Here is a 19425-nt window from a genome sequence, read left to right on the forward strand (position 1 = left end):
GTGGCGGCCGTCGGGGCGCGCGGGCCGCTCCCCGACGGCGAGACGAGGGGGAAAGCGGCGGCGCTCAGCGGGCGGCGTCGAGTTCGGCGAGGACTTCCTCGGTGTCCTGGCCCGCGACCGGCGCCAGCCGGCGGATCGAGCCGGGGGTCGCGGAGAAGCGCACGGGGATGCCGATGGTGCGGACGGTGCCCTCGGTCGGGTGCTCGACGGTGTCGAGCAGGTGGCCGTCGCGGACGTAGGGGTCCTCGTGGGCGTTCTCCAGCTCCAGCACCGGTGCCATCGGGATGCTGTGCTTGGCGCACACCTCGGCCCACTCCTCGGTGGTCAGCGCCGGGGCGCACACGCCGGTCAGCTCGGCCAGCGCCTCGTGGTCGGCGCTGTCGATGGCGTCCCCGTTGACGCGCGGGTCCTCGGCGAGGTCCGGGCGTCCGGCGGCCGTGAAGAAGTCACGGTAGTTCCGCGGGTTGTACGGGATGACGCAGGCCAGACCGTCCTTGGTGCGCACCGCCTTGTGGCCCTTGAGCATCGACAGCGGGAAGCCGGTGGGGCCGGTCTCGGGGACGTGGGTGTGGCCCGCCAGGTGCTCGACGAGGTTGAAGGCGATCAGGGTGTCCGTCATCGGGATCTCCACCTGCTGGCCCCGCCCGGTCCTGTCCCGGTGCAGCAGGGCCGCGAGCACGCTGTAGGCGATGGTCAGGGAGGAGACCTTGTCGCCGATGATGGTGGGCAGGTAGACGGGCTCGCCCAGTGCGCGGTCGGCGATGTCGACCAGGCCGGACGAGGCCTGCACGGTCTCGTCGTAGGCGGCGTGACCGGCGCGGTCCGAGTCGCCGCGGAAGCCCTGGGCGTGCGCGTAGACGAGCCGCGGGTTGCGGGCGGCGATGTCGTCGTACGACAGGCCCAGGCGGTGCAGCGCGCCCGGCCGCATGTTCGTGATCAGCACGTCCGCGGTGTCGACCAGGTCGAGGGCGCGCTCCCGGTCGGCCTCGTCCTTGAGGTTGAGGGTCACGCTCCGCTTGTTGCGGTTGACGTTGAGGTTCAGCGGGGTCATGCCCGGCGTCGTGCGGTAGTGGCCCACGCGCACGGTGTCGGCGGGCGACTCGATCTTGATCACGTCGGCGCCCAGGTCACCGAGGATCTGGGCGGCGTAGGGGCCCATCACCACGGTCGAGAGGTCGATCACGCGCACGCCGTCCAGAGGACCTGCGGTGGTGTCCGCGATTTCCGCCATCGTTACCTTCACTCCTAGCTTCGCCACATGTGTGTATCTGGAAACTAAGTTAGCAAGGGTCGATCTGGAACGGAATGACCAAAGGGCGAAAGGCGGTATGACCGCAGTGGTCATACCGCCTTTTCGGGGATTTCCTGGAACTTAGGCGTGAAGAGGTTCGGCGAATACTTCGCGGGCGGTGGAGACTACTTCTTCCAGGTCACCGCCGTCGGCTCGGTCCTTGCGCCAGAAGAGTCCGGTCTCCAGCGACGGGTGGAAATCGGAGAAGGGGAGCACCGCCACATTGTCGAGACGGTAATTCTGCACCGGGCTTCTGGAATCCAGCATGGAAATGGAGAAGGCCAGCCCGCTGGCCACTATCTCGGAAACTCCGTCGAAGGTGACGCTGCTCAGTTCGATCCGCTTCTTGATGCCGAGATCGGACAGTTGCTGGTCGAGTCCGCGGAAATACGCGTTGGTCACGGCCGTGGGGGAGCCCGCGTAGGCGAGTTCGGCGAGCTCCGCCAGCGCGACCGACTCCCGCCCCGGGAAACGGTCCCTGGGTACGACCGCGCCGAGTCGCTCCGACATCACCGGCAAGTGTTCCAGGGCGGGGTCGCCGCCGACCGGCAGCCGGGCCAGCGTCAACGCGAGCCGTCCGTCGCACACCGCGTCGACCAGCCGGTCGGTGCCGCCCGGCCAGCGTTTGATCTCGAACCGGTCGCCGACCCGCTCGGCGAGGGCGTCCATTCGTTCGCGCAGGTCCGGATGGATGCCGCTGGGGACGCCGAGCAGCAACGTGGTCCGCTGCGGCCGGGCTGTGTCGTCGAGACGCCACCGGATGGAGTCGACCTGCTCCAGGACGCCGCGCGCGATCGGCAGCAGTGCCGTGCCGGCCGGGGTGAGTCTCACCCGATGCGTGTCGCGGTCGAACAGCCGGTGCCCGAGTTCGCTTTCGAGGTCCTTGATCCGCCGGCTCAGCGGGGATGCCGCCATGTGCAGTTTGCGGGCCGCGGTGGAGAAGTTCAGTTCTTGGGCGACGGCGACGAAGTAACGCAGGTGTAGGAGCTCCACGCGGACCACCCTAGCGACCCCGCCGGTAACCGGATTGCCCTATCCGGTTTCGGTGGTACGGTGGGCGCAGTGAACCGGTAAGGCCTATCCAGTTCATGAACTGGATAGGCCTATCCAAATGACTGGGTCGCGTGTGACCCGTAGTGAAAGGACTCGCCGTGCCCAGCATCGCCATCGTCGGAGCCGGTCCCCAGTTGGGCCTGGCCATCGCCCGCACCTTCGGCTCCCAGGGCTTCGACGTCGCCCTGATCTCCCGCGACCGGGCCAAGCTCGACGACCTCGTCGGCAAGCTCACCGCCGAGGGTGTCCATGCCGCCGCGTTCCCCGCGGACGTGCTCGACCGTAGCGGGCTCGCCGAGGCGCTCCAGGGGGCCGCCGCCGCGTTCGGCGGTATCGACGTCCTGGAGTACTCCCCGGTGGGGACGTTCGGTGTCACCGCCCTGACCGCTCCCACCGGCACCGAACCGTCCCATGTGGAGTTCGAGATGAACCTCCAGCTGTACGGGGCCATCGCCGCCACGCAGGCCGTACTGCCGGCCATGCGCGAGGCCGGTGCGGGCACCCTGCTCTACACCACCGGCGCAGGCTCGATCTGGCCCGACCCGCGCGTCGCCAACGTCAATGCCGCCGCGGCGGCGCTGCGCAACTGGGTGATGAACCTGCACAAGGAACTGGCCGACGCCGGCAGCGGCATCCAGGCCGCGCATGTCGGTATCGACTCGTCGATCGGTGTCTCCGTCGTCCCCGGTCTTGAGGCGGCCCGGCCCGAGCAGATCGCCCCGCTCTACTGGGAACTGCACACCGCCAAGCGGGACCAGGCCGAGCTCGTCTTCAAGCTCTGAGGCGGGTGGGCCTCACCCGCCGTCGGGGTGGGTTCCGGGCGTGGAGGCCCCGGACCCGGCCCGGGTCTTGCGGGCGTAGGCGCGGGCCGCGCGTGCGCGGTCGCCGCAGCGTGTCGAGCACCAGTGGCGGCGGCCGTGCCGCAGCAGGTAGCGGCCGCAGGGCGGAGAGCCGCAGGCGGTGAGGCGCTCGGCGTCGGGTCCGGTCAGCAGGTCGGCCGCGTCGGCGGCCAGGGTCGCGAGGGCGTGGTCGACGATCTCGGTGGTCGGGTGCGGGGGAGCGCGGTAGGGGCCGTTCTTCTCGTCCCACTGGAGCAGTGAGGCGGTGGGCACCTTGGTCATGGCGTCGTTGACGGCCGAGAGGGCGGCGGGCAGGGCCGGCGCCGCCTCGACACGGGAGGCGAGCAGCGACCTGATCTGTTCGCGCAGCGACCGCAGCTGTGCCGTGCACATCTCCCGGAGGCCCGCGTCCACGGGGGCGAGACCGTGGTCCGCCAGCCACTGATTCGCCTGCGCCGGCGTGCCGAGGAAGTCGGTGAACTTCCCGCCGGGCGAGGCGATGGCGCTGTTCGCGAAGGCGAGGGCCGGGTACTGCTCCTCGCCCGGCGCGGGGGGCACGGCCGGTTCGGCGAGTCCGGCGGCTTCTTCGGCGGTGCTCACATCCATGGATCTCATGGTACGGCGTGCATGTATCCGTGAGAAGCGTGCTACGGTCTCTCACGGATAAGCCGCTCCGATCCGTGAGGTGTTTCTTCTGTGGCTCCTTCAGTGACGACCCGTGAGCAGTTCCCCGTCCGCGTCTTCGGCGGCCCGACCGCGCTCTTCGAGTACGGCGGCCTGCGCTTCCTGACCGACCCCACCTTCGACGCGCCGGGCGACTACCCGACCCCGAGCGGCCCGGCCCTGACCAAGACCGCCCCTGCCTCCGGCAGCCCCGCCGAGCTCGGCCGCGTCGACGTGGTCCTGCTGTCCCACGACGAGCACGCCGACAACCTCGACCGTGCCGGCCGCGCCCTCCTCGCCGACGTACCGCTGACCCTCACCACCCCCGGTGGCGGCAAGCGCCTCGGCGACAAGGCCAGAGGGCTGGCCGACTGGGAGTCGGTCGAACTGGACCGCCCCGACGGCGGCACGGTCACCGTGACCGGCGTCCCCGCCGTCCACGGCCCCGGTCCGCGCGAGGAGACCGAGGCGATCACCGGACAGGTCGTCGGATTCGTCCTGACCGGAGACGGGCTGCCCACCGTGTACGTCAGCGGTGACAACGCCTCCCTCGACGCGGTCAGGGAGACCGCCGAGCGTCTCGGGCCGGTGGACACCGCCGTCCTCTTCGCGGGCGCGCCCCGCTTCGCCGGCCTCTTCGACGGAGGCACCCTCGTGCTGGACAGCGCCCAGGCCGCCGAAGCCACGCGGATACTCGGCGCCCGCCGGGTCGTCCCCGTCCACTACGACAGCTGGACCCACTTCACCGAGGGGCGCGACGAACTCCGGGCCGCCTTCACCGCCGCGGGGCTGGCCGACCGCCTGGACTGGGGGCACTCGGGCTGATCGGGGACATCGCGGCAGCCGGGTTCCGTCGTAGGGTGAATGCCGCTCGCGAGGGACGGGGGGCCGAGGTGGCCGATACGACGCGGATCCGGACGACGGTCGCCGAGGTGATGGCCGAGCTGGCCGCACTCGAGGACCCGAAGGCGCGCGCGGTGAACGAGAGGCACGGTGACGATCACGGTGTGAACCTCGGCAAGCTGCGCGCGCTCGCCAAGCGGCTGAAGACACAGCAGGAACTCGCGGTCCGGCTCTGGGAGACGGGTGACACCGCGGCGAGACTGCTGGCGATCCTGATCTGCCGCCCGAAGGCATTCGGGCGTGCTGAACTGGACGCCATGCTGCGCGAGGCGCGCACCCCCAAGGTGCACGACTGGCTCGTGAACTACGTGGTGAAGAAGAGCCCGCACTCCGAGGAGCTGCGCCTGGCCTGGTCCGCCGATCCGGATCCCGTGGTCGCGAGCGCCGGCTGGGCGCTGACCACCGAACGCGTGGCGAAGCAGCCCGAGGGCCTCGACCTCGAGGGACTGCTCGACGTCATCGAGGCGCGGATGAAGGACGCCCCGGACCGCTTGCAGTGGGCGATGAACCACTGCCTGGCCCGGATCGGCATCGAGCACGCCGCCCACCGCACTCGCGCCATCGGCATCGGCGAGCGCCTGGAGGTGCTCAAGGACTACCCGACGCCCCCCGGCTGCACATCCCCGTTCGCGCCCGTCTGGATCACCGAGATGGTGCGCCGGCAGCACGGATAGCCGGCCCGGGCGCGATGGTGCTTCGCTGCTACTCCGGTGCCTGCCGCCAGTGGAGGCACCGGCTGTAGTCGAAGTTCCATTTCAGGCAGAGCCGGGCCTTGACGCTCGTGTCCCGGTCCCGGTCCCGGAACTCGGTGATGATCTTGTTGCCGTCGATCCGGGAGAATCCGACCTGGGTCTCGAAATCGATGTCCATCTCGTTCTCGAGTTCCAGGCTCGCGAGGGCGTATCTGCCTTGTGCCTCGGGGTACTTGAGGAAAACATCCATGATGGCGTTGCGGAACTCGACATCCCCGTTCGGTGCCTCTGCCACGACCGTCTCCTGACCTGCCGGTTGGTGAGTCGTCTGTTACGCGCATTCTGTCTGCATATCCATGGATGCGCGCGCTTTGCGTCACCCGAACAGGCCTGTGTGACAGCGGCTCCCGCCCAGCACGGGGTCTGGGCGGGAGCGGTGCGGTCCCCTCCGGTCGTTCTTCAGCACGAGAGGACCGCTGTCCTTCCAGACTGGAAGGTCCGACGCCCGGGGAGGCGTCCGTGTTCCATGGTGCGCATCGCCCCGGGTGTCGCCACGAGAAGTACGTTTCCGCCTTCAAAAGCGTTCAATCCGCCATGTTTTGCACGCTCGGGTGACCGACATGGCTCAGTGGGACGCGCTGCGGACGGAGGGACGCCCGGCGGCATTGTTCCGTAACTCCATGATCACGTTGAGTGTCTGGTGGTCGACGCACCATGCTGACGTCCAACTCCTCCGCAGCGCCTCAGCACCGCCGTGGAAGAGCCTTCCAGACGCCTCGAGTTGAGAGACAAGGTGCGATGTCCAGTAAGCAGGTGTTGACCGTCGTCGTGATGGTGGCGGTCTTCGCGTGGAGCACGGTGATGACCGTGCTGGGGCACCTCGCGGCCGTGGCCGCGCTGCTGCCGTCGCTCGGACTGCTCGTACAGCAGATCGTCGCCGCCCTCCACACCGCGCAGTCCCCGCGCCACACCCCGGTGGACGCCGCCCCGACGGCCATAGCGGCCGGACCCGAGGAGTCGGTGCGATGACCCCGTTCTCCGTGTACGAGCAGCCCGACGGCGAGCCGCCGAGCAGGCGCGGCCGCAAACCGGAGTCGATCGGGGAGCAGGTGGGCCCCTCCCACCGCGCCTGGCTGGAGCCCGTGCGCAGCAGGCTCTTCGCCAGCGGACTCACGCTCGACGACCTCGTCGGCCGCTCCGGCTACTCCAAGGCCCGCATCAGCGAACTGCTGCGCGGCAAGGGCTACTACCCCGGCTGGGAGATCACCTACAGCGTGGTCCGGGCCCTGGACATCCCCGTCTGGCCGCTGCGCCGCCTGTGGACGGCGGCGGCACGCGAGGCGGCCAAGGACGCCGCGTGGATCGAGAGCCGCATACACGCCGTCCAGCCGCTGCCCCCGGAACGGCCCCCGCTCGCGCACCAGGGCTTCACCGAGGCCATGCGCCACCCCTACACCGCCTACGCCCGCGCCTTCCTGCAGAGCGACCGGCGAGCCCACTGGGTCGTCTCGGAGGCCTGCGACATCCTCTGGCTGGGCTGGGACGACGCCGTCGCCGGCCCCAACGTCCCCCGCCACGCCTGGCGACTGCTGCGCTCCCGCGTCCTGTTACGCGCCCAGCTCCACCCGGCCGGACACCCCGATCTGCGCCCGGCGGCGTTCCAGACCGTCGACCAGAGCCGGATCGACGATCTCACCGCCCGGTTCGCCCGCATCGGCCGGCTCGCCGACTTCTTCGACGCCGTCGCCCGGCTGCCCCAGAACCAGCTCGACGTCACCGTCCTGCGCTATCTGTGCGGCATCCACCCCGACGCCGTCCCCGACGTCGTCGGCCTGTCCGCGGCCATCACCCAGTCCATCGACCACCACGCCCGAGGCGCCCTGGAAGGCACCTACCACCGCCATGACCACCGGGAGTGAGCACCCCGCCATGACCGCCATCGACGATCTCCTCTCCCGCTCGCTCCTGCTGCACGATCCGCACGTGCCGTCGGACACCGTCCCGTACGAGGACACCGCCTACCCGGCCTTCGCCCCGGACGGCACCCCGCTGTGGGACGTCGGCGGCGGCGACCTGGCCGACGACAACGCCGCCCGGAGTCTGCAGGCCCTGTGCGAGGCGGTCGTCGTCCACTCCACGCCCGGCCAGCTCGCCGACTTCGTCACCGAACAACTGCCCTCCCCGCGCGGCGCCTGGATCCTGGGCTGCGTCCTGCAACTCGCCGACGCGGGAGACGGCGCGCGCTTCTGGTGGCAGTACGCCGCCGGGGCCGGTGAACCCGCCGCCTCCTACTGCCTCTACCTGCATCACCTCGCGCTCGGCGACCGGCAGGCGGCCGCCCTGTGGCACAAGCAGGCCGGCGACGACGCACCGGCCGACAGCGGCCTCGGCGTCGACACCAGCATTCCCACGGTCCTGCGCATCCTCAGCGGCCTGGCCCCGACCGCCCCCCGCGACCACACCGAGACGTACACCGCGGTCAAGGCGTACGTCACCACCGCCGTCGCCGCCGGGTACGCCCGCAACCCCGGCTACGAAATCCCGCTTCCCGGTCCGCACTTCGCGGAACAACTCGAGATCATCCTGGCCGCCACGTCAGCGGTCTCCCGGTCCGTACGGCAGGCCGAGCCGCCGGCCACCGGCCTGCCCAACCGCACCAGGCCGCGAACCGACGCCGGGGACCGCTCCGGCGAGTCCGCGCCCGAGCCGGAACGGGTGCTGGTGGAGACCGCCGCACGCGACGAGTCCGCCTCCAGCTTCTTCCGGGAAGCCCTCGCGGCCTGCTGGGAAACGGCGGTCGCGGACCGTACGGCCAGGGGGGCGGACCGTCGCGATGTGCGGCTGCGCTACCTCCTGGACCGCCGGCCCACCGAACCTACTTCGTGCCGCTGAGCGTCTGGGTCGCCAGCGCCAGGTTCTTGTCCTCGGCGCTGCCCCAGGCGTAGACGACATTGGCCGTCCCTTCCTTGAGAGTCAGGTCGGCCGGGCCGATGGCCACGTCGTCCGTGCCGGCGAGCACGACATCGGCATTCACGGTGCCCGCCCCGACCTCGGCGGTGTCCTCCTTGGGGTTCTCCAGGCCGGTGAAGAGCGGCTGCCCGTTCGCGCGGACGTCGACGGCCGGCGCCGCGGCGACATGACGCACCGTGAGGCGTGCCTTGCCTTCGTCGACCTGCGAGACATCGTTGGTGAAGGCCGTCAGCCGGGGTGCGCCGTCGGCGGTGAGGTGTGCCGCGATCGTGGCGTTCCCGCCTTCGGGCACCTTGATCTCCTTCTCGAGAGCGGGTGTGCCGTCCGGGTTCTGGCCCGCTTCGAAGATCTGTATGTCGTACGTACCGGCGTCGAGCGCCTGCGGATCGGTCACCGTGCCGGGCTTGTAGTCGCCGAGGAGTTCGTCACCGTTGGCGTAGACGTCGACGGTCATCCCGGGAATGCCGTGGAAGACGGACACCATGGCCTGGTCCTGTGAGGCGGCACCCGCCATGGCGGGCGCGGTGGCGCCCAGGGCCAGGGCGCAGGCGGCGGCCGATGCGGCGACCGTGAGAGAGGTCCGGGAAATCATGGGGTGATCCCTTCGAATGTGCCTCCGCTCCTTGCGGGGTCTCGATGTCGTTTCGTGAAGGGTGACCGCCATGGATGCACGGAATGCACCTTTCGTCCGGAACTTCAGCGGTCTTCGCGGGCGGGTTCGACGGCGCGCCTAGACGCCGGTCCAGCGGACCTGGCCCGGTTCGATCGCCGTGCGCAGACGCTGCAGTCCACGGCGGGCATGACTCTTCACCGTGCCGAGGGGCATTCCGGTCCGTTCCGCGATCTGAGCCTGCGTCAGGTCCTCGTAGAAGGCCAGACACAGCACGTGCCGCTGGTGCCACGGCAGACAGGACAACTCGTTCACCAGCAGGACCCGGTCCAGCACGTCCTCCGCCGCCGACTCGTCCCGTCCGACCGTGTCGTCGGTGTGGGCGAGCGAGTCGGCGAGAGCCAGCCGTCTGCTCCGGGCGGCCAGCGCATCGACGATCTTGCGACGGGTGATGCCCACGAGCCAGGCGCCCAGCGGGCCCCGCTCCGGGCGGAAGCCTGCTTGGCCGCGCCAGGCGCCGAGGAACACCTGCTGGGTGACGTCGTCGGCCTCGTGCGTGTCGCCGAGCGACCGGGTGGCCATGGTGTGGACCAAGGGGGCCCAGCGCCGGTAGACCGCGGCGAAGGCGTCCTCGTCGGCGGCACGGAATCCGTGGGCCAGTTCGTCCTCGTACCTGGTTTCTTCTCGGGTGTCGATGGTCATGGCCTGGTTCCTCCTGCCATGCGCGAGGTGCGGCCGTCCGCACGCGTCCCAGTGTTGTGACGCACAAACGACGCAGGCAACATGCGTCGTTTGTGCGTCGTACAGTGGGGATGTGAGCAGCGGTGACGGCGACGGCCGGCCCGACGCGGACCCGGGGAGCGGCGGACTCACCACCGGAGAGGTGGCGAGACGCTTCGGGGTGGCGCCCACCACGGTCCGTTCCTGGGACCGCCGCTACGGCATCGGTCCCGACGCGCACACCGGCGGCAGGCACCGGCGCTGGACCGCCGCCGACGTGGCCCGTCTGGAGCGGATGTGCGCCCTGACGGCGACCGGGCTGCCCCCTGCCGAGGCGGCGCGCATCGCGCTCGGCGCCGCGCCGCCGGACGCGACCCCGCGCACCCCGCCACCGCTCCCACCGCCGCGACCGCTGCCCCGCGGCCGCAGCCGGGCCGGGAGCGGTATGCGACTCGGCGAAGTGCGGCAGGAGTCGAGGGGGATCGCCCGCGCCGCCCTGCGCCTCGACGCCGCCGCACTGGACGAACTGCTGCTGGCGGCGATCGCCGACCACGGACTGGTCACCGCCTGGACGGAGGTGATCATGCCCACCCTGCAGGCGACCGGCCGCAAGTGGGAGAGCTCGGGCGAGAAGTACGTCGAGGTGGAGCACTTCCTGTCGTGGCACGTCTCCGGGGCGCTGCGGCGCAGCACACCCCCCGTGACCGTCGACGGCCCGGGCATCACCACGGTGCTCGCCTGCGTACCGGGGGAGAACCACACCCTGCCGCTGGAGGTGCTGACCGCCGCGCTGTCCGAACGCGGTCTGCCGGTACGCATGTTCGGTGCCGCGCTGCCCGTCGAATCGGTCGTCGCGGCGGTGCGCCGGACCGGACCGGCAGCGGTGGGCCTGTGGGCGCAGTCCCGCACCACGGCCAGCCGGCCACTGGCTCAGCACGTGGCGGCGATGCGATGGGGGGTGCGCGGTGCCCGCAGGAAGCCGGTCGTCCTGACCCTGGGCCCGGGCTGGGCCGGCCAGACCCTCGCCGGACTGCCCCATCCCCCCGGCCTGGCCGAGGCCCTCGCGGTGGTGGAGTCGGTCGTGTCAGGGCGGTGAGTCACCCCGTGCCCACTCCTGGCGTCGCACGTCGGCGAAGGTCGGAGAGCCGGTCCAGGCCGCACGGCCCGGGCCATGCGTGTCCTCCGACGGCCGCAGGAAGTGCGGACCGAGCTGATCACCGAAGAGCCGGCGCATGCGGCACCCTGCCGTCAGTCCCGGCCGCGTGCGTGCCTGAACCGGGCCAGACCCTCGCCGAGATCGATCAGCGGGCGCGGGTAGTCCACCCGCGCCCGTTCCCGCTCGGGCAGCCGCCAGGGCTCATGGACGTGGGCATCGGGCACGGCTCGCAGCTCCGGCACCCACCGCCGCACGTAACCTCCCGCCGCGTCGAAGCGCTTGCCCTGGACGACCGGGTTGAGGACGCGGTGGGGACGGGTGTCGGTGCCGGTCCCGGCGACCCACTGCCAATTGAGCTGGTTGTTGACGATGTCGCCGTCCACCAGCAGGTCCAGGAAGTGCCGGGCGCCGATCCGCCAGTCCACATACAGCGTCTTGACCAGGAAACTCGCCACCAGTAGCCGCGCCCGGTTGTGCATCCAGCCCTCGTGGCGCAGCTGGCGCATGGCCGCGTCGACGACCGGGTAGCCGGTGCGGCCCTCCCGCCACGCGGCGATGTCCTCGGCGGCCTCGTCCTCGCTCCGCCACCGGTCGTGCCGGGTCCGGTAGTCCTGACCGGAGGCGTCGGGGCGGGCCGCCAGCACCTGGTGGTGGAAGTCGCGCCAGCACAACTGCCGTACGAACGCCTCCGCCCCCGGCCCGCCGCGCTCCCGGGCCCGCTGGACCAGCTCCACCGGCGACAGTGCGCCGAAGTGCAGATACGGCGAGAGCCTGGAGGTCGCGTCGCCCGCCAGATCGTCGTGCCGGTCCTCGTACTCGGACAGGCCGCTGCGCACCCAGCGGGAGAACCGGTCGCGCCCCGCTGCCTCGCCCCCGGTGGGCAGGCCCGGCGAGATGCCGGACACCTCGTCCCGGGAGGGCAGCGGTTCGCCCCGCACGGCGTCAGGGACGTGCACGACACGCGGCGCGGGGCTGATGTCCCTCAGCCGCTCCCGCGACCACCGGCGGAAGTAGGGGGTGAAGACGGCGAAGTGGTCGTTGCCCGCGGGTGTCACGGCGCCGGGTGCGACGGCCGTGATCACACTCTCGTGCACGTGCAGCGCCACGCCTTGTCCGCGCAGCGCGTCCCGCAACCGCTCCTCCCGCCGGTGGGCGTAGCCGGTGACGCCCGCCGAGAGGTGCACCTCCGTCGCCCCGCACTCCGCGGCCACCGCGCAGACCTCCTGGACGACAGGGCCCTTGCGGACGACGAGCCGGCCGCCGCACCGGCGCAGCGAGGCGTCGAGGCCGGCCAGGCAGTCGGCGAGGAAGGCGGCGCGGTTGGGCACGTCGAAGCCCGCCGCGTGGACACCGGGATCGCGGACGAAGAGCGGCACCACCTCGTCCGCCCACGCCAGTGCGGCGCGCAGCGGCGGATGGTCGTGCACCCGCAGATCCGAGGTGAACAAGACGACCGCGACGGTCATGGCGATGCTCCTGAGGGTGCGGGGTGGATCTCTACTGCCTGACTCTTCGGTCGCGGCGGGCGGCCCGGATGCGGCCGGGGCGCGGGCCGGCCCGGCGCGCGCTCATGCCCTTGGCGGCGGCCTGGGTGATGTTGCGGGCCATGCCGCCGAAGACGACGGCGTGGAACGGGGACAGCGACCACCAGTAGGCGTGCCCCAGCAGTCCCCGGGGATGGAAGAGGGCGCGCTGCCGGTAGCGCGTGCGGCCCGCGTCGTCCGTCTCCGCGTACATCTCCAGCCACGCCAGGCCGGGCAGGCGCATCTCCGCCCGCAGTCTCAGCAGGCGGCTCGGCTCGATCTCCTCGACCCGCCAGAAGTCGAGTGAGTCGCCGGCCCGCAGGCGCTCGGCGTCACGTCGTCCGCGGCGCAGGCCGACACCTCCGACGAAGCGGTCCAGCCAGCCCCGGACCGTCCAGGCGAGCGGGAAGGAGTACCAGCCGTTGTCACCGCCGATGCCCTCGATCACCTTCCACAGCGACTCCCGGGACGCGTCCACCGGGAGGTGCCGCTCGTCCTCGTAGAGGCTGCCGCCCGCCCAGTCCGGGTCGGTGGGCAGGGGGTCGCTGGGCGCCCCGGGAACGGCGGCGGAGGACCAGCGGGTGACGACCTGTGCCTCCCGCACCTTGCGCAACGCCAGTGCCAGCGCCGCGTCGAAGGGCAGCGGCCGGCCCGGAAGGTCGGGCACGTACCGGGCGATGTCATGCTCGCGGCACACGACCTCGTGGCGTAGCGACTCGGTCAGCGGCCGGGCGAGGGCGGCGGGCACCGGGGTGACCAGGCCGACCCAGTGGCTGGACAGCCTCGGGGTGAGCACCGGCACCGGCGCGATGAGCCTGCGCCGCAGCCCGGCCACCTCGGCGTACCGGTCCATCATGTCCCGGTAGGTGAGGACGTCCGGCCCGCCGATATCGAACGCACGGTCGACGTCACCCGGCATCGAGGCCGAACCGACCAGGTACCGCAGCACGTCCCGCACACCGATCGGCTGGGTCCGGGTGTGCACCCAACTGGGCGTGACCATGACCGGCAGCCGCTCGGTCAGATAGCGCAGCATCTCGAAGGACGCCGACCCCGAACCGATGACGACCGCCGCCCGCAACACCGTGGCCGGCACCGGCGCCTCGAGGAAGACACGTCCCACCTCGGCCCTGGACCGCAGATGCGGGGAGAGGGACTCCTCGGGAACGCCCTGCGGCGTGAGCCCGCCGAGGTAGACGATCCGCCGCACACCGGCGGCGCGCGCCTGCTCGGCGAAGACCCGGGCCGCCCTGCGGTCGGTCTCCTCGAAGCCCGGACCGGTCCCCAGGGCGTGCACCAGGTAGTACGCGACGTCGACACCGCGCATCGCGGCGGCGACCGAATCGGCGTCCGTGACATCCCCTCGGACCGTCTCGGCGTGCCCCGCCCAGGGGTGATCGCGAAGCTTGCCGGGGGAGCGGGCCAGGCACCGGACCCGGTGACCGGCCTGGAGCAGTTCCGGCACCAGACGCCCGCCGATGTACCCGGACGCCCCGGTCACCAGACAGTGCAGCGGCTGTGCGTCCCGTTGTCCGCCTGTCTCCACGATCGGCTCCTCCACGCGTGCGCTCCGGCGTTGCCGCCTCATTCCCTCGATCATGGGAGCTGCGGCTGGACCGCGCCTGTCGCGGCGGCGACCGGCCGCATTCGCTCTCACACGAGTACTTCGGACGCATCGGAGCCGGCGGATGCATGGCTGCGCCGAGCGGGTGCTCAGCCGGGCGGGCGTTCAACCGGGCGGCGTGTCGACGCCGGCCGCCTCCTGGTCGGCGCGGCCTCCGGCGCCGAGCAGCCCCGTGGCCGTGAACGGCTCGTCGGCGGCGAGACGCGGCAGTTCACGTCGCGACAGCCGTGTGACGACGGGCGGCATCGCCGCCCGCACCAGCTGGGTGTACCGCAGCCAACGGGGCATGTAGACCGAAGGCCGGCGCCGTTCGACCGCCGTGACCAGCCGGCCGGCGACGTACGGGACGGGATACACCTTGCGCGCCGGCCGCGGCATGTGGCCGCGCAACTCCCGCAGCACCGCGTGCGCGTCGGCGTCGCGGACCATGTCCGTGTCCGTCCAGTTGATGTACGCGATGCCCACGCCCACCCGCTGATGGGCGACCTCCGCCTGCAGCGCGTGGGCGAACGACTCGACCCCCGCCTTCGACGCGCAGTAGGCGCTCATCATCGGCGCCGCCCCGATGGACGCGAGCGACGCCACCTGGAGGAGGTAGCCCCGCGTCTCCAGGAGGTCCGCCAGGAACGTCCGCGCGGTGACGGCACTGCCGACGAGGTTCACCTCGACGACCCGGCGCCAGATCGCGAGATCGGCCTCGGCGAACGGTCCGCCCTCGGCGACTCCGGCGTTGGCGATCACCACCGAGGGCGGCCCGAACCGCGCACGGATCCCGTCGGCGGCGCGCGCCATCCCGCGCTCGTCCGTGACATCGACCTCCCAGCACTCGGACATGCCCTGAAGGCTGTCCCTCACCCGGGCCAGCGTCCGCTCCTCACGGCCGAGCAGCGCCACCCTCGCGCCCCGGTGGCACAGCTCCCGGGACATCGCCTCCCCGAGGCCGCGCGCCGCACCGGTCACCACGGCGGTCCGGCCGTGCAGGGGGCTCCGGGCGACCGGCAAGGGACGCTCCTCTCCGCGACGGCGCTGGCCCGGCCCACGTTAGGCGCGGACCGGGCCTTCGGCACGCCGGGCATCCGGCCTCGCGCCGATCCGGTCAGGATTCGAGAAGCGTGGTCTGCCGAGCCGACCTAGCGTCGAGGTCATGACTTCCATCGCATCCGTCACCCTCGAGGCGGCCGACCCCACGGCCACCGAACGCTTCCTCACCACCGCCTTCGGCCTGGGCGGACAGGTACGTCTGCGGGCCTCGGAGGCACCGACCACCGGCTTCCGCGGCTTCACGCTGTCGCTCGTGGTGTCCCAGCCGGCCGACGTCGACGCCCTCGTCGACGCCGCCGTGAACGCCGGTGCCGAGACCCTGAAGCCCGCCGCCAAGTCCCTCTGGGGTTACGGGGGCGTCGTACAGGCCCCGGACGGGACGATCTGGCAGGTGGCCTCGTCGTCGAAGAAGAACACCGGCCCGGCCACCCGGCAGATCGACGAGATCGTGCTCCTGCTCGGCGTCGAGGACGTGAAGGCCAGCAAGCAGTTCTACGTCGATCACGGCCTCGCCGTGGCGAAGAGCTTCGGCAGCAAGTACGTCGAGTTCGTCACCGGGTCGGGCCCGGTCAAGCTGGCGCTCTACAAGCGCCGGGGCCTGGCCAAGCTCGTCGGCGTCTCACCCGACGGCACCGGATCGCACCGGCTCACGATCGACAGCGACGCAGGCACCTTCACCGACCCGGACGGATTCGCCTGGGCGACGGCGCCGGAGAACGCGTCGCTGTGAACCCGGCGTTGTCCGGGAACCCGCGGCCCTCGGTCATCGGGCCGCGGGATCCGTGCGGGGCGTGCGCGGGGTGCGGGCCGTCAGTTCCAGCAGTTCGTCGACCGACCACTGGTCGTAGACGTGCTCGCCGTACTTTGCGGCGAGGACGCGGCCGCCGGGTGCGATGAGGAAGTCGGCGGGCAGGCCGAGCCGACCGCCGTGCGGGCTGGTCGAGGGCAGGTGCTCCCGCCCGCGGGCAACCTCCCCTATGCCGCTGAGGACCGCCCGGACGATCGGTCCCCAGGCTCGCGGGCTGAGCAGGGCGCGGGGCGACCGTTCCACACCGAACTCCGTGTACAGCCTCCTGGTGGGGTCGGCGATCACGGCGAACGGGAGATCGGTCGTGTGGGGCGACAGTTCCTCGGTGGGCGAGTGGAAGACCACGACCTCGCGCACACCGGCGGCCTCGATCTCCCCGTGCCGCCGTATCACCGACCGCAGATGCAGGTTGCAGACCGGGCACCCCGCGAACCGCCGGAACTGAAGGTGGACCAGCCGGTCGGGGTCGGGAACGGCGACCTCGTCGCCGGAGACAGCGGTGAGAGTGCGTTCCTTCACGGTGGACCCGGGCTCCACCGGACTACGGGACAGGCGCATGGACGTTCCCTCCGTTGGCGTACGACATACGCCTACCAGCGTAGGCGTATGCCGTACGCTGTCAACCGTCATGCCACGTCCCCGTTCCCTCACCCCCGATCAGCTCGCCTCGGCCGCCCTCGCCGTCATCGACCGCGAGGGGCTCGCCGGGCTGTCGATGCGCGCCGTCGCCCAGGAGCTCGGCATGAGCACCATGGGGCTCTACCGGTATGTGCAGGACCGCGAGGAGCTCGAACGGCTCGTCGTCGAGCTCGTACTGGACACCGTGAACGCCGAGGCCCCTGATCCCGACGCGTCATGGCGCGAGCGGATCGAGGTCATGGCGCGGCGTCTGCGCGACACCGTGGGCGCTCATCCGGCGGTCGTCCCCTTGACCATCACCCACCGGCACCACTCCCTCGGAGTGCTGCGCTGGTCGGAGACCGTGACCGCCGTCCTCACCGAGGCGGGGATCGAGGGCGACCGTCGGGTCGTCGCCCTGCGCGGCCTGCTCGGCTACATCATCGGAGCGATCCAGCTGGAGCATCTCGGTCCCCTGTCCGGGCCGGGGACGACAGCCATCACCGAGCTGCCGCCCGCCGAGTTCCCCTACATGACCAAGACCGCGCGGGACGCCCGGAACATCAGCGCGGACCAGGAGTTCCTGGGAGGGCTCGCCATGCTGCTCGACGGCCTCGGGGCATGAGGCCGTCGGGCTGCCGTGCGCGTCAGGCCGCTGCCCCGGCCGGCGAATCCGCCAGGGCCGGCTGCCGTACGACGCGGCGGCGACGGCTCGGCAGGCCGAACATCGGGTTGGCGACGCCCCAGGCCGCGCCCTTGCAGATCAGTTCCTTGTAGACGGCGGCGAACCGGCCCGTCAGGGCCGCCCGGACGGCGCGGTCGTCGGCGGTGACGTACTGGATCAGGCCTTCCTTGCGGCCCAGCGAGATGCACTGGTTGAAGTAGCGCAGCGGCACGTTCGGGAGCTTCCCGCCGGTCAGGCGGGCCGCGATGGCGTCGGCGGCCTGCCACGCCATGGGGGTGCCGGAGGCGCACGACATCCGCAGCGGCTTGTCGCCGGGGCCCATGGCCAGGGCCGCGTCGCCGACGGCGTACACGTCCGGGTGCGAGACCGAGCGCATGGTGCCGTCGACCAGGATCTGCCCGGTGTCGTCGACGTCCAGGGTGGTGGCCTGCGCCAGCGGGTGAACGGCGAAGCCGGTCGTCCACACAGTGGCGGCGGCGGTGATCGTCGCGCCGTCGGCGGTGGTGACGCGGTCGGCCTCGACGCCGGTGACGGAGGAGTTCTCGTGGACGGTGATGCCGAGCTTGCCGAAGACCTTCCGCAGGTGCCGGCGGCCCTTGGGGGAGAGCCAGTCGCCGAGTTCGCCGCGGGCGGCGAGGGCGACGTCCAGGTCCGGGCGGGCCTCGGCGATCTCGGTCGCGGCCTCCAGGCCGGTGAGCCCGCCGCCGACCACGACCACGGACTCTCCGGCATCCAGGCGGGCCAGGCGCTCGCGCAACCGCAGTGCCCCGGGACGGCCCGCGATCTGGTGGGCGTGCTCGGCGACACCGGGGACGCCCTGGTCGTTCCAGCCGCTGCCGAGGGCGTACACGAGGGTGTCGTACTCCAGCTCCTCGGTCTCCGGCCCGCCGGGGCCCTTCGCGTCGACGACGGCGACGGTCCTGCGGTCGACGTCGACGCCGGTGACCTTCGCGAGCTTCAGTTCGACGCCGGTGCCCGCGAACATCTCGCTGAAGGGCCGGGGCCGGAGATCCTGGCCGGCCGCGAGCTGGTGCATCCGGACCCGCTCGACGAAATCGGGCTCGGCGTTGACGAGGGTGATGGCGACGTCTTCACGGTGCAGTCGCCTGGCGAGGCGGCCGGCGGCGATGGCTCCGGTGTAGCCGGCTCCGAGGACGACGATGCGGTGCTGCATTTCGGGCTCCTGTCTCGAGCGGGACTCGCCCCTTGAACCGGGCGGCCCGCCGTTTCCTGACAGGAACGTGTTGTGAAGCACATCACATCGTCGTCGGCGGTGTCAGAAGACCGTGAGCAGGGGATCGCCGTGGTCGGTGGCCGCCCACTGCCTGGTCGCGCGTTCGAGCTTGTCGGGGTTGACCTGGTTGCGGAACGCGGCGATGCCCCCGGCGGTGATCTCCAGGCACATCACGCCGATGACCCGGCCGTCGAGGACCACCACGAGGGCGGGGCCGCCGTTGGCGGTCGCGGCGAAGACGTCGGGCGATCCGCCGACCAGGTCGCGCTTGGCCTTGCCGGGTTTGAACAGGCCCCGCATGAACTTCGCGACCGCGAGGGCACCCTCGAACGCCTTGGCACGGGCCGGGACCTTCCCACCGCCGTCGCCGACCGCGATCGCGTCCTGGGTGAGCAGCCGCACGAGCGGCTCGGTCCGGCCGCTGGTGGCGGCCGCGAGGAACTCGTCGACGATCCGCCGGGCGGCGGCCTCGTCGACCTCGGTGCGGGCCCTGCCGTCGGCGACGTGCTTCTTGGCGCGGTGGAAGATCTGCTGGGCGGCGGCCTCGGTGATGTCGAGGATCTCGGCGATCTCCCGGTGCGGGTAGGCGAACGCCTCCCGCAGGACGTACACCGCCCGCTCGCTGGGGGAGAGGCGCTCCAGCAGGGCGAGCACCGCGTACGAGACCGATTCGCGCTGTTCGGCTGTGTCGGCCGGGCCGAGCATGGGGTCCCCGGCGAGCACCGGCTCGGGGAGCCACTGGCCCACGTAGGTCTCGCGCCGCGCGCGGGCCGAGGTGAGCTGGTTGAGGCACAGGTTGGTGAGCACCTTCGTCAGCCAGGCCTCGGGGACCTCGACGCGGTCGATGTCGGCGGCCTGCCAGCGCAGGAAGGTCTCCTGCACGGCGTCCTCGGCCTCGCTCGCGGAACCCAGGAGACGGTAGGCGATGGCCTCCAGGCGGGGCCTGGCAGCTTCGAACCGGTCCACGTCGCTCATGGTCAGGGCCATGGCCGGGA

At 71.6% G+C, this 19425-nt stretch carries 21 protein-coding genes; 9 read left to right on the forward strand and 12 right to left on the reverse strand.

Annotated features, from left to right (window positions below):
- Positions 1 to 64: 64 nt before the first annotated feature.
- Positions 65 to 1231, reverse strand: coding sequence for a CaiB/BaiF CoA transferase family protein (locus tag AC07DF_RS17695; RefSeq protein WP_478971633.1), 1167 nt, complete (start codon positions 1229 to 1231; stop codon positions 65 to 67).
- 141 nt (positions 1232 to 1372) lie between these two features.
- Positions 1373 to 2284, reverse strand: a complete 912-nt coding sequence (locus AC07DF_RS17700) for a LysR family transcriptional regulator (RefSeq protein WP_478971635.1) — start codon at positions 2282 to 2284, stop codon at positions 1373 to 1375.
- A gap of 158 nt (positions 2285 to 2442) precedes the next feature.
- Here AC07DF_RS17700 and AC07DF_RS17705 point away from each other — a divergent pair, with 158 nt between their 5' ends.
- Positions 2443 to 3126 carry an SDR family NAD(P)-dependent oxidoreductase gene (locus tag AC07DF_RS17705; RefSeq protein ID WP_478971638.1) on the forward strand — a complete coding sequence of 228 codons (684 nt, stop codon included), beginning with the start codon at positions 2443 to 2445 and terminating at the stop codon, positions 3124 to 3126.
- A gap of 12 nt (positions 3127 to 3138) precedes the next feature.
- On the opposite strand, the gene AC07DF_RS17710 is transcribed toward AC07DF_RS17705, so the two are convergent.
- Positions 3139 to 3789: an ABATE domain-containing protein gene (locus AC07DF_RS17710; protein ID WP_478971640.1), complete on the reverse strand. Its 651-nt coding sequence runs from the start codon at positions 3787 to 3789 to the stop codon at positions 3139 to 3141.
- 90 nt (positions 3790 to 3879) lie between these two features.
- Between AC07DF_RS17710 and AC07DF_RS17715 the strand changes: the two genes are divergently transcribed.
- On the forward strand, positions 3880 to 4671 hold the full coding sequence (locus AC07DF_RS17715) for an MBL fold metallo-hydrolase (RefSeq protein ID WP_478971642.1): 792 nt from the start codon (positions 3880 to 3882) through the stop codon (positions 4669 to 4671).
- A gap of 110 nt (positions 4672 to 4781) precedes the next feature.
- Positions 4782 to 5423 (forward strand): DNA alkylation repair protein, encoded by a 642-nt coding sequence (locus AC07DF_RS17720; RefSeq protein ID WP_478972717.1) that lies wholly within the window; start codon positions 4782 to 4784, stop codon positions 5421 to 5423.
- A 28-nt stretch (positions 5424 to 5451) separates the two neighbouring features.
- Here the strand turns inward: AC07DF_RS17720 and AC07DF_RS17725 are convergent, their stop codons facing one another.
- Entirely contained in the window at positions 5452 to 5736 is a 285-nt protein-coding gene (locus AC07DF_RS17725) for a hypothetical protein (RefSeq protein ID WP_478971644.1), read from the reverse strand.
- A gap of 503 nt (positions 5737 to 6239) precedes the next feature.
- Here AC07DF_RS17725 and AC07DF_RS17730 point away from each other — a divergent pair.
- The 3 genes from AC07DF_RS17730 to AC07DF_RS17740 are packed head-to-tail and all read left to right on the forward strand — an operon-like array spanning position 6240 to position 8333.
- Complete coding sequence (locus AC07DF_RS17730) at positions 6240 to 6470, forward strand: hypothetical protein (protein ID WP_382487613.1); 231 nt, start codon at positions 6240 to 6242, stop codon at positions 6468 to 6470.
- Positions 6467 to 7360 carry an XRE family transcriptional regulator gene (locus tag AC07DF_RS17735; RefSeq protein ID WP_478971647.1) on the forward strand — a complete coding sequence of 298 codons (894 nt, stop codon included), beginning with the start codon at positions 6467 to 6469 and terminating at the stop codon, positions 7358 to 7360. Before AC07DF_RS17730 ends, AC07DF_RS17735 begins: the two co-directional genes overlap by 4 nt.
- A complete protein-coding gene (locus AC07DF_RS17740; protein ID WP_478971649.1) occupies positions 7344 to 8333 on the forward strand; it encodes a DUF6207 family protein in 990 nt (329 codons plus the stop codon). Before AC07DF_RS17735 ends, AC07DF_RS17740 begins: the two co-directional genes overlap by 17 nt.
- Here the strand turns inward: AC07DF_RS17740 and AC07DF_RS17745 are convergent.
- Complete coding sequence (locus AC07DF_RS17745; RefSeq protein ID WP_478971651.1) at positions 8317 to 9003, reverse strand: DUF4397 domain-containing protein; 687 nt, start codon at positions 9001 to 9003, stop codon at positions 8317 to 8319. The genes AC07DF_RS17740 and AC07DF_RS17745 overlap by 17 nt on opposite strands.
- A 138-nt stretch (positions 9004 to 9141) precedes the next feature.
- Complete coding sequence (locus AC07DF_RS17750; RefSeq protein ID WP_478971653.1) at positions 9142 to 9723, reverse strand: RNA polymerase sigma factor; 582 nt, start codon at positions 9721 to 9723, stop codon at positions 9142 to 9144.
- A 112-nt stretch (positions 9724 to 9835) separates the two neighbouring features.
- On the opposite strand from AC07DF_RS17750, the gene AC07DF_RS17755 reads away from it, so the two are divergent.
- The gene (locus tag AC07DF_RS17755) at positions 9836 to 10837 is read left to right on the forward strand and encodes a MerR family transcriptional regulator (protein WP_478971655.1); all 1002 of its coding nucleotides are present in this window, start codon (positions 9836 to 9838) and stop codon (positions 10835 to 10837) included.
- Positions 10838 to 10989: 152 nt separating this feature from the next.
- Here AC07DF_RS17755 and AC07DF_RS17760 read toward each other — a convergent pair whose 3' ends face one another.
- The 3 genes from AC07DF_RS17760 to AC07DF_RS17770 all read right to left on the reverse strand — a co-directional run bounded on the left by AC07DF_RS17760 (position 10990) and on the right by AC07DF_RS17770 (position 15046).
- Positions 10990 to 12363: a cryptochrome/photolyase family protein gene (locus tag AC07DF_RS17760; protein WP_478971657.1), complete on the reverse strand. Its 1374-nt coding sequence runs from the start codon at positions 12361 to 12363 to the stop codon at positions 10990 to 10992.
- A gap of 31 nt (positions 12364 to 12394) precedes the next feature.
- A complete protein-coding gene (locus AC07DF_RS17765) occupies positions 12395 to 14008 on the reverse strand; it encodes an SDR family oxidoreductase (protein WP_478971659.1) in 1614 nt (537 codons plus the stop codon).
- Between the two features lie 141 nt (positions 14009 to 14149).
- Positions 14150 to 15046 carry an SDR family oxidoreductase gene (locus AC07DF_RS17770; protein ID WP_478971661.1) on the reverse strand — a complete coding sequence of 299 codons (897 nt, stop codon included), beginning with the start codon at positions 15044 to 15046 and terminating at the stop codon, positions 14150 to 14152.
- A 142-nt stretch (positions 15047 to 15188) separates the two neighbouring features.
- Here AC07DF_RS17770 and AC07DF_RS17775 point away from each other — a divergent pair, with 142 nt between their 5' ends.
- Positions 15189 to 15815 carry a glyoxalase gene (locus AC07DF_RS17775; RefSeq protein ID WP_478971663.1) on the forward strand — a complete coding sequence of 209 codons (627 nt, stop codon included), beginning with the start codon at positions 15189 to 15191 and terminating at the stop codon, positions 15813 to 15815.
- Between the two features lie 33 nt (positions 15816 to 15848).
- On the opposite strand, the gene AC07DF_RS17780 is transcribed toward AC07DF_RS17775, so the two are convergent.
- On the reverse strand, positions 15849 to 16451 hold the full coding sequence (locus AC07DF_RS17780) for a peroxiredoxin-like family protein (RefSeq protein WP_478971665.1): 603 nt from the start codon (positions 16449 to 16451) through the stop codon (positions 15849 to 15851).
- A gap of 70 nt (positions 16452 to 16521) precedes the next feature.
- Here AC07DF_RS17780 and AC07DF_RS17785 point away from each other — a divergent pair, with 70 nt between their 5' ends.
- A complete protein-coding gene (locus AC07DF_RS17785; RefSeq protein ID WP_478971667.1) occupies positions 16522 to 17136 on the forward strand; it encodes a TetR/AcrR family transcriptional regulator in 615 nt (204 codons plus the stop codon).
- Between the two features lie 22 nt (positions 17137 to 17158).
- Here the strand turns inward: AC07DF_RS17785 and AC07DF_RS17790 are convergent, their stop codons facing one another.
- Both AC07DF_RS17790 and AC07DF_RS17795 read right to left on the reverse strand, forming a co-directional pair.
- On the reverse strand, positions 17159 to 18370 hold the full coding sequence (locus AC07DF_RS17790; protein WP_478971669.1) for an NAD(P)/FAD-dependent oxidoreductase: 1212 nt from the start codon (positions 18368 to 18370) through the stop codon (positions 17159 to 17161).
- A gap of 102 nt (positions 18371 to 18472) precedes the next feature.
- Complete coding sequence (locus AC07DF_RS17795) at positions 18473 to 19417, reverse strand: RNA polymerase sigma-70 factor (protein WP_478971671.1); 945 nt, start codon at positions 19415 to 19417, stop codon at positions 18473 to 18475.
- Positions 19418 to 19425 lie beyond the last annotated feature (8 nt).

This window comes from Streptomyces sp. NPDC044719 (assembly GCF_056433405.1).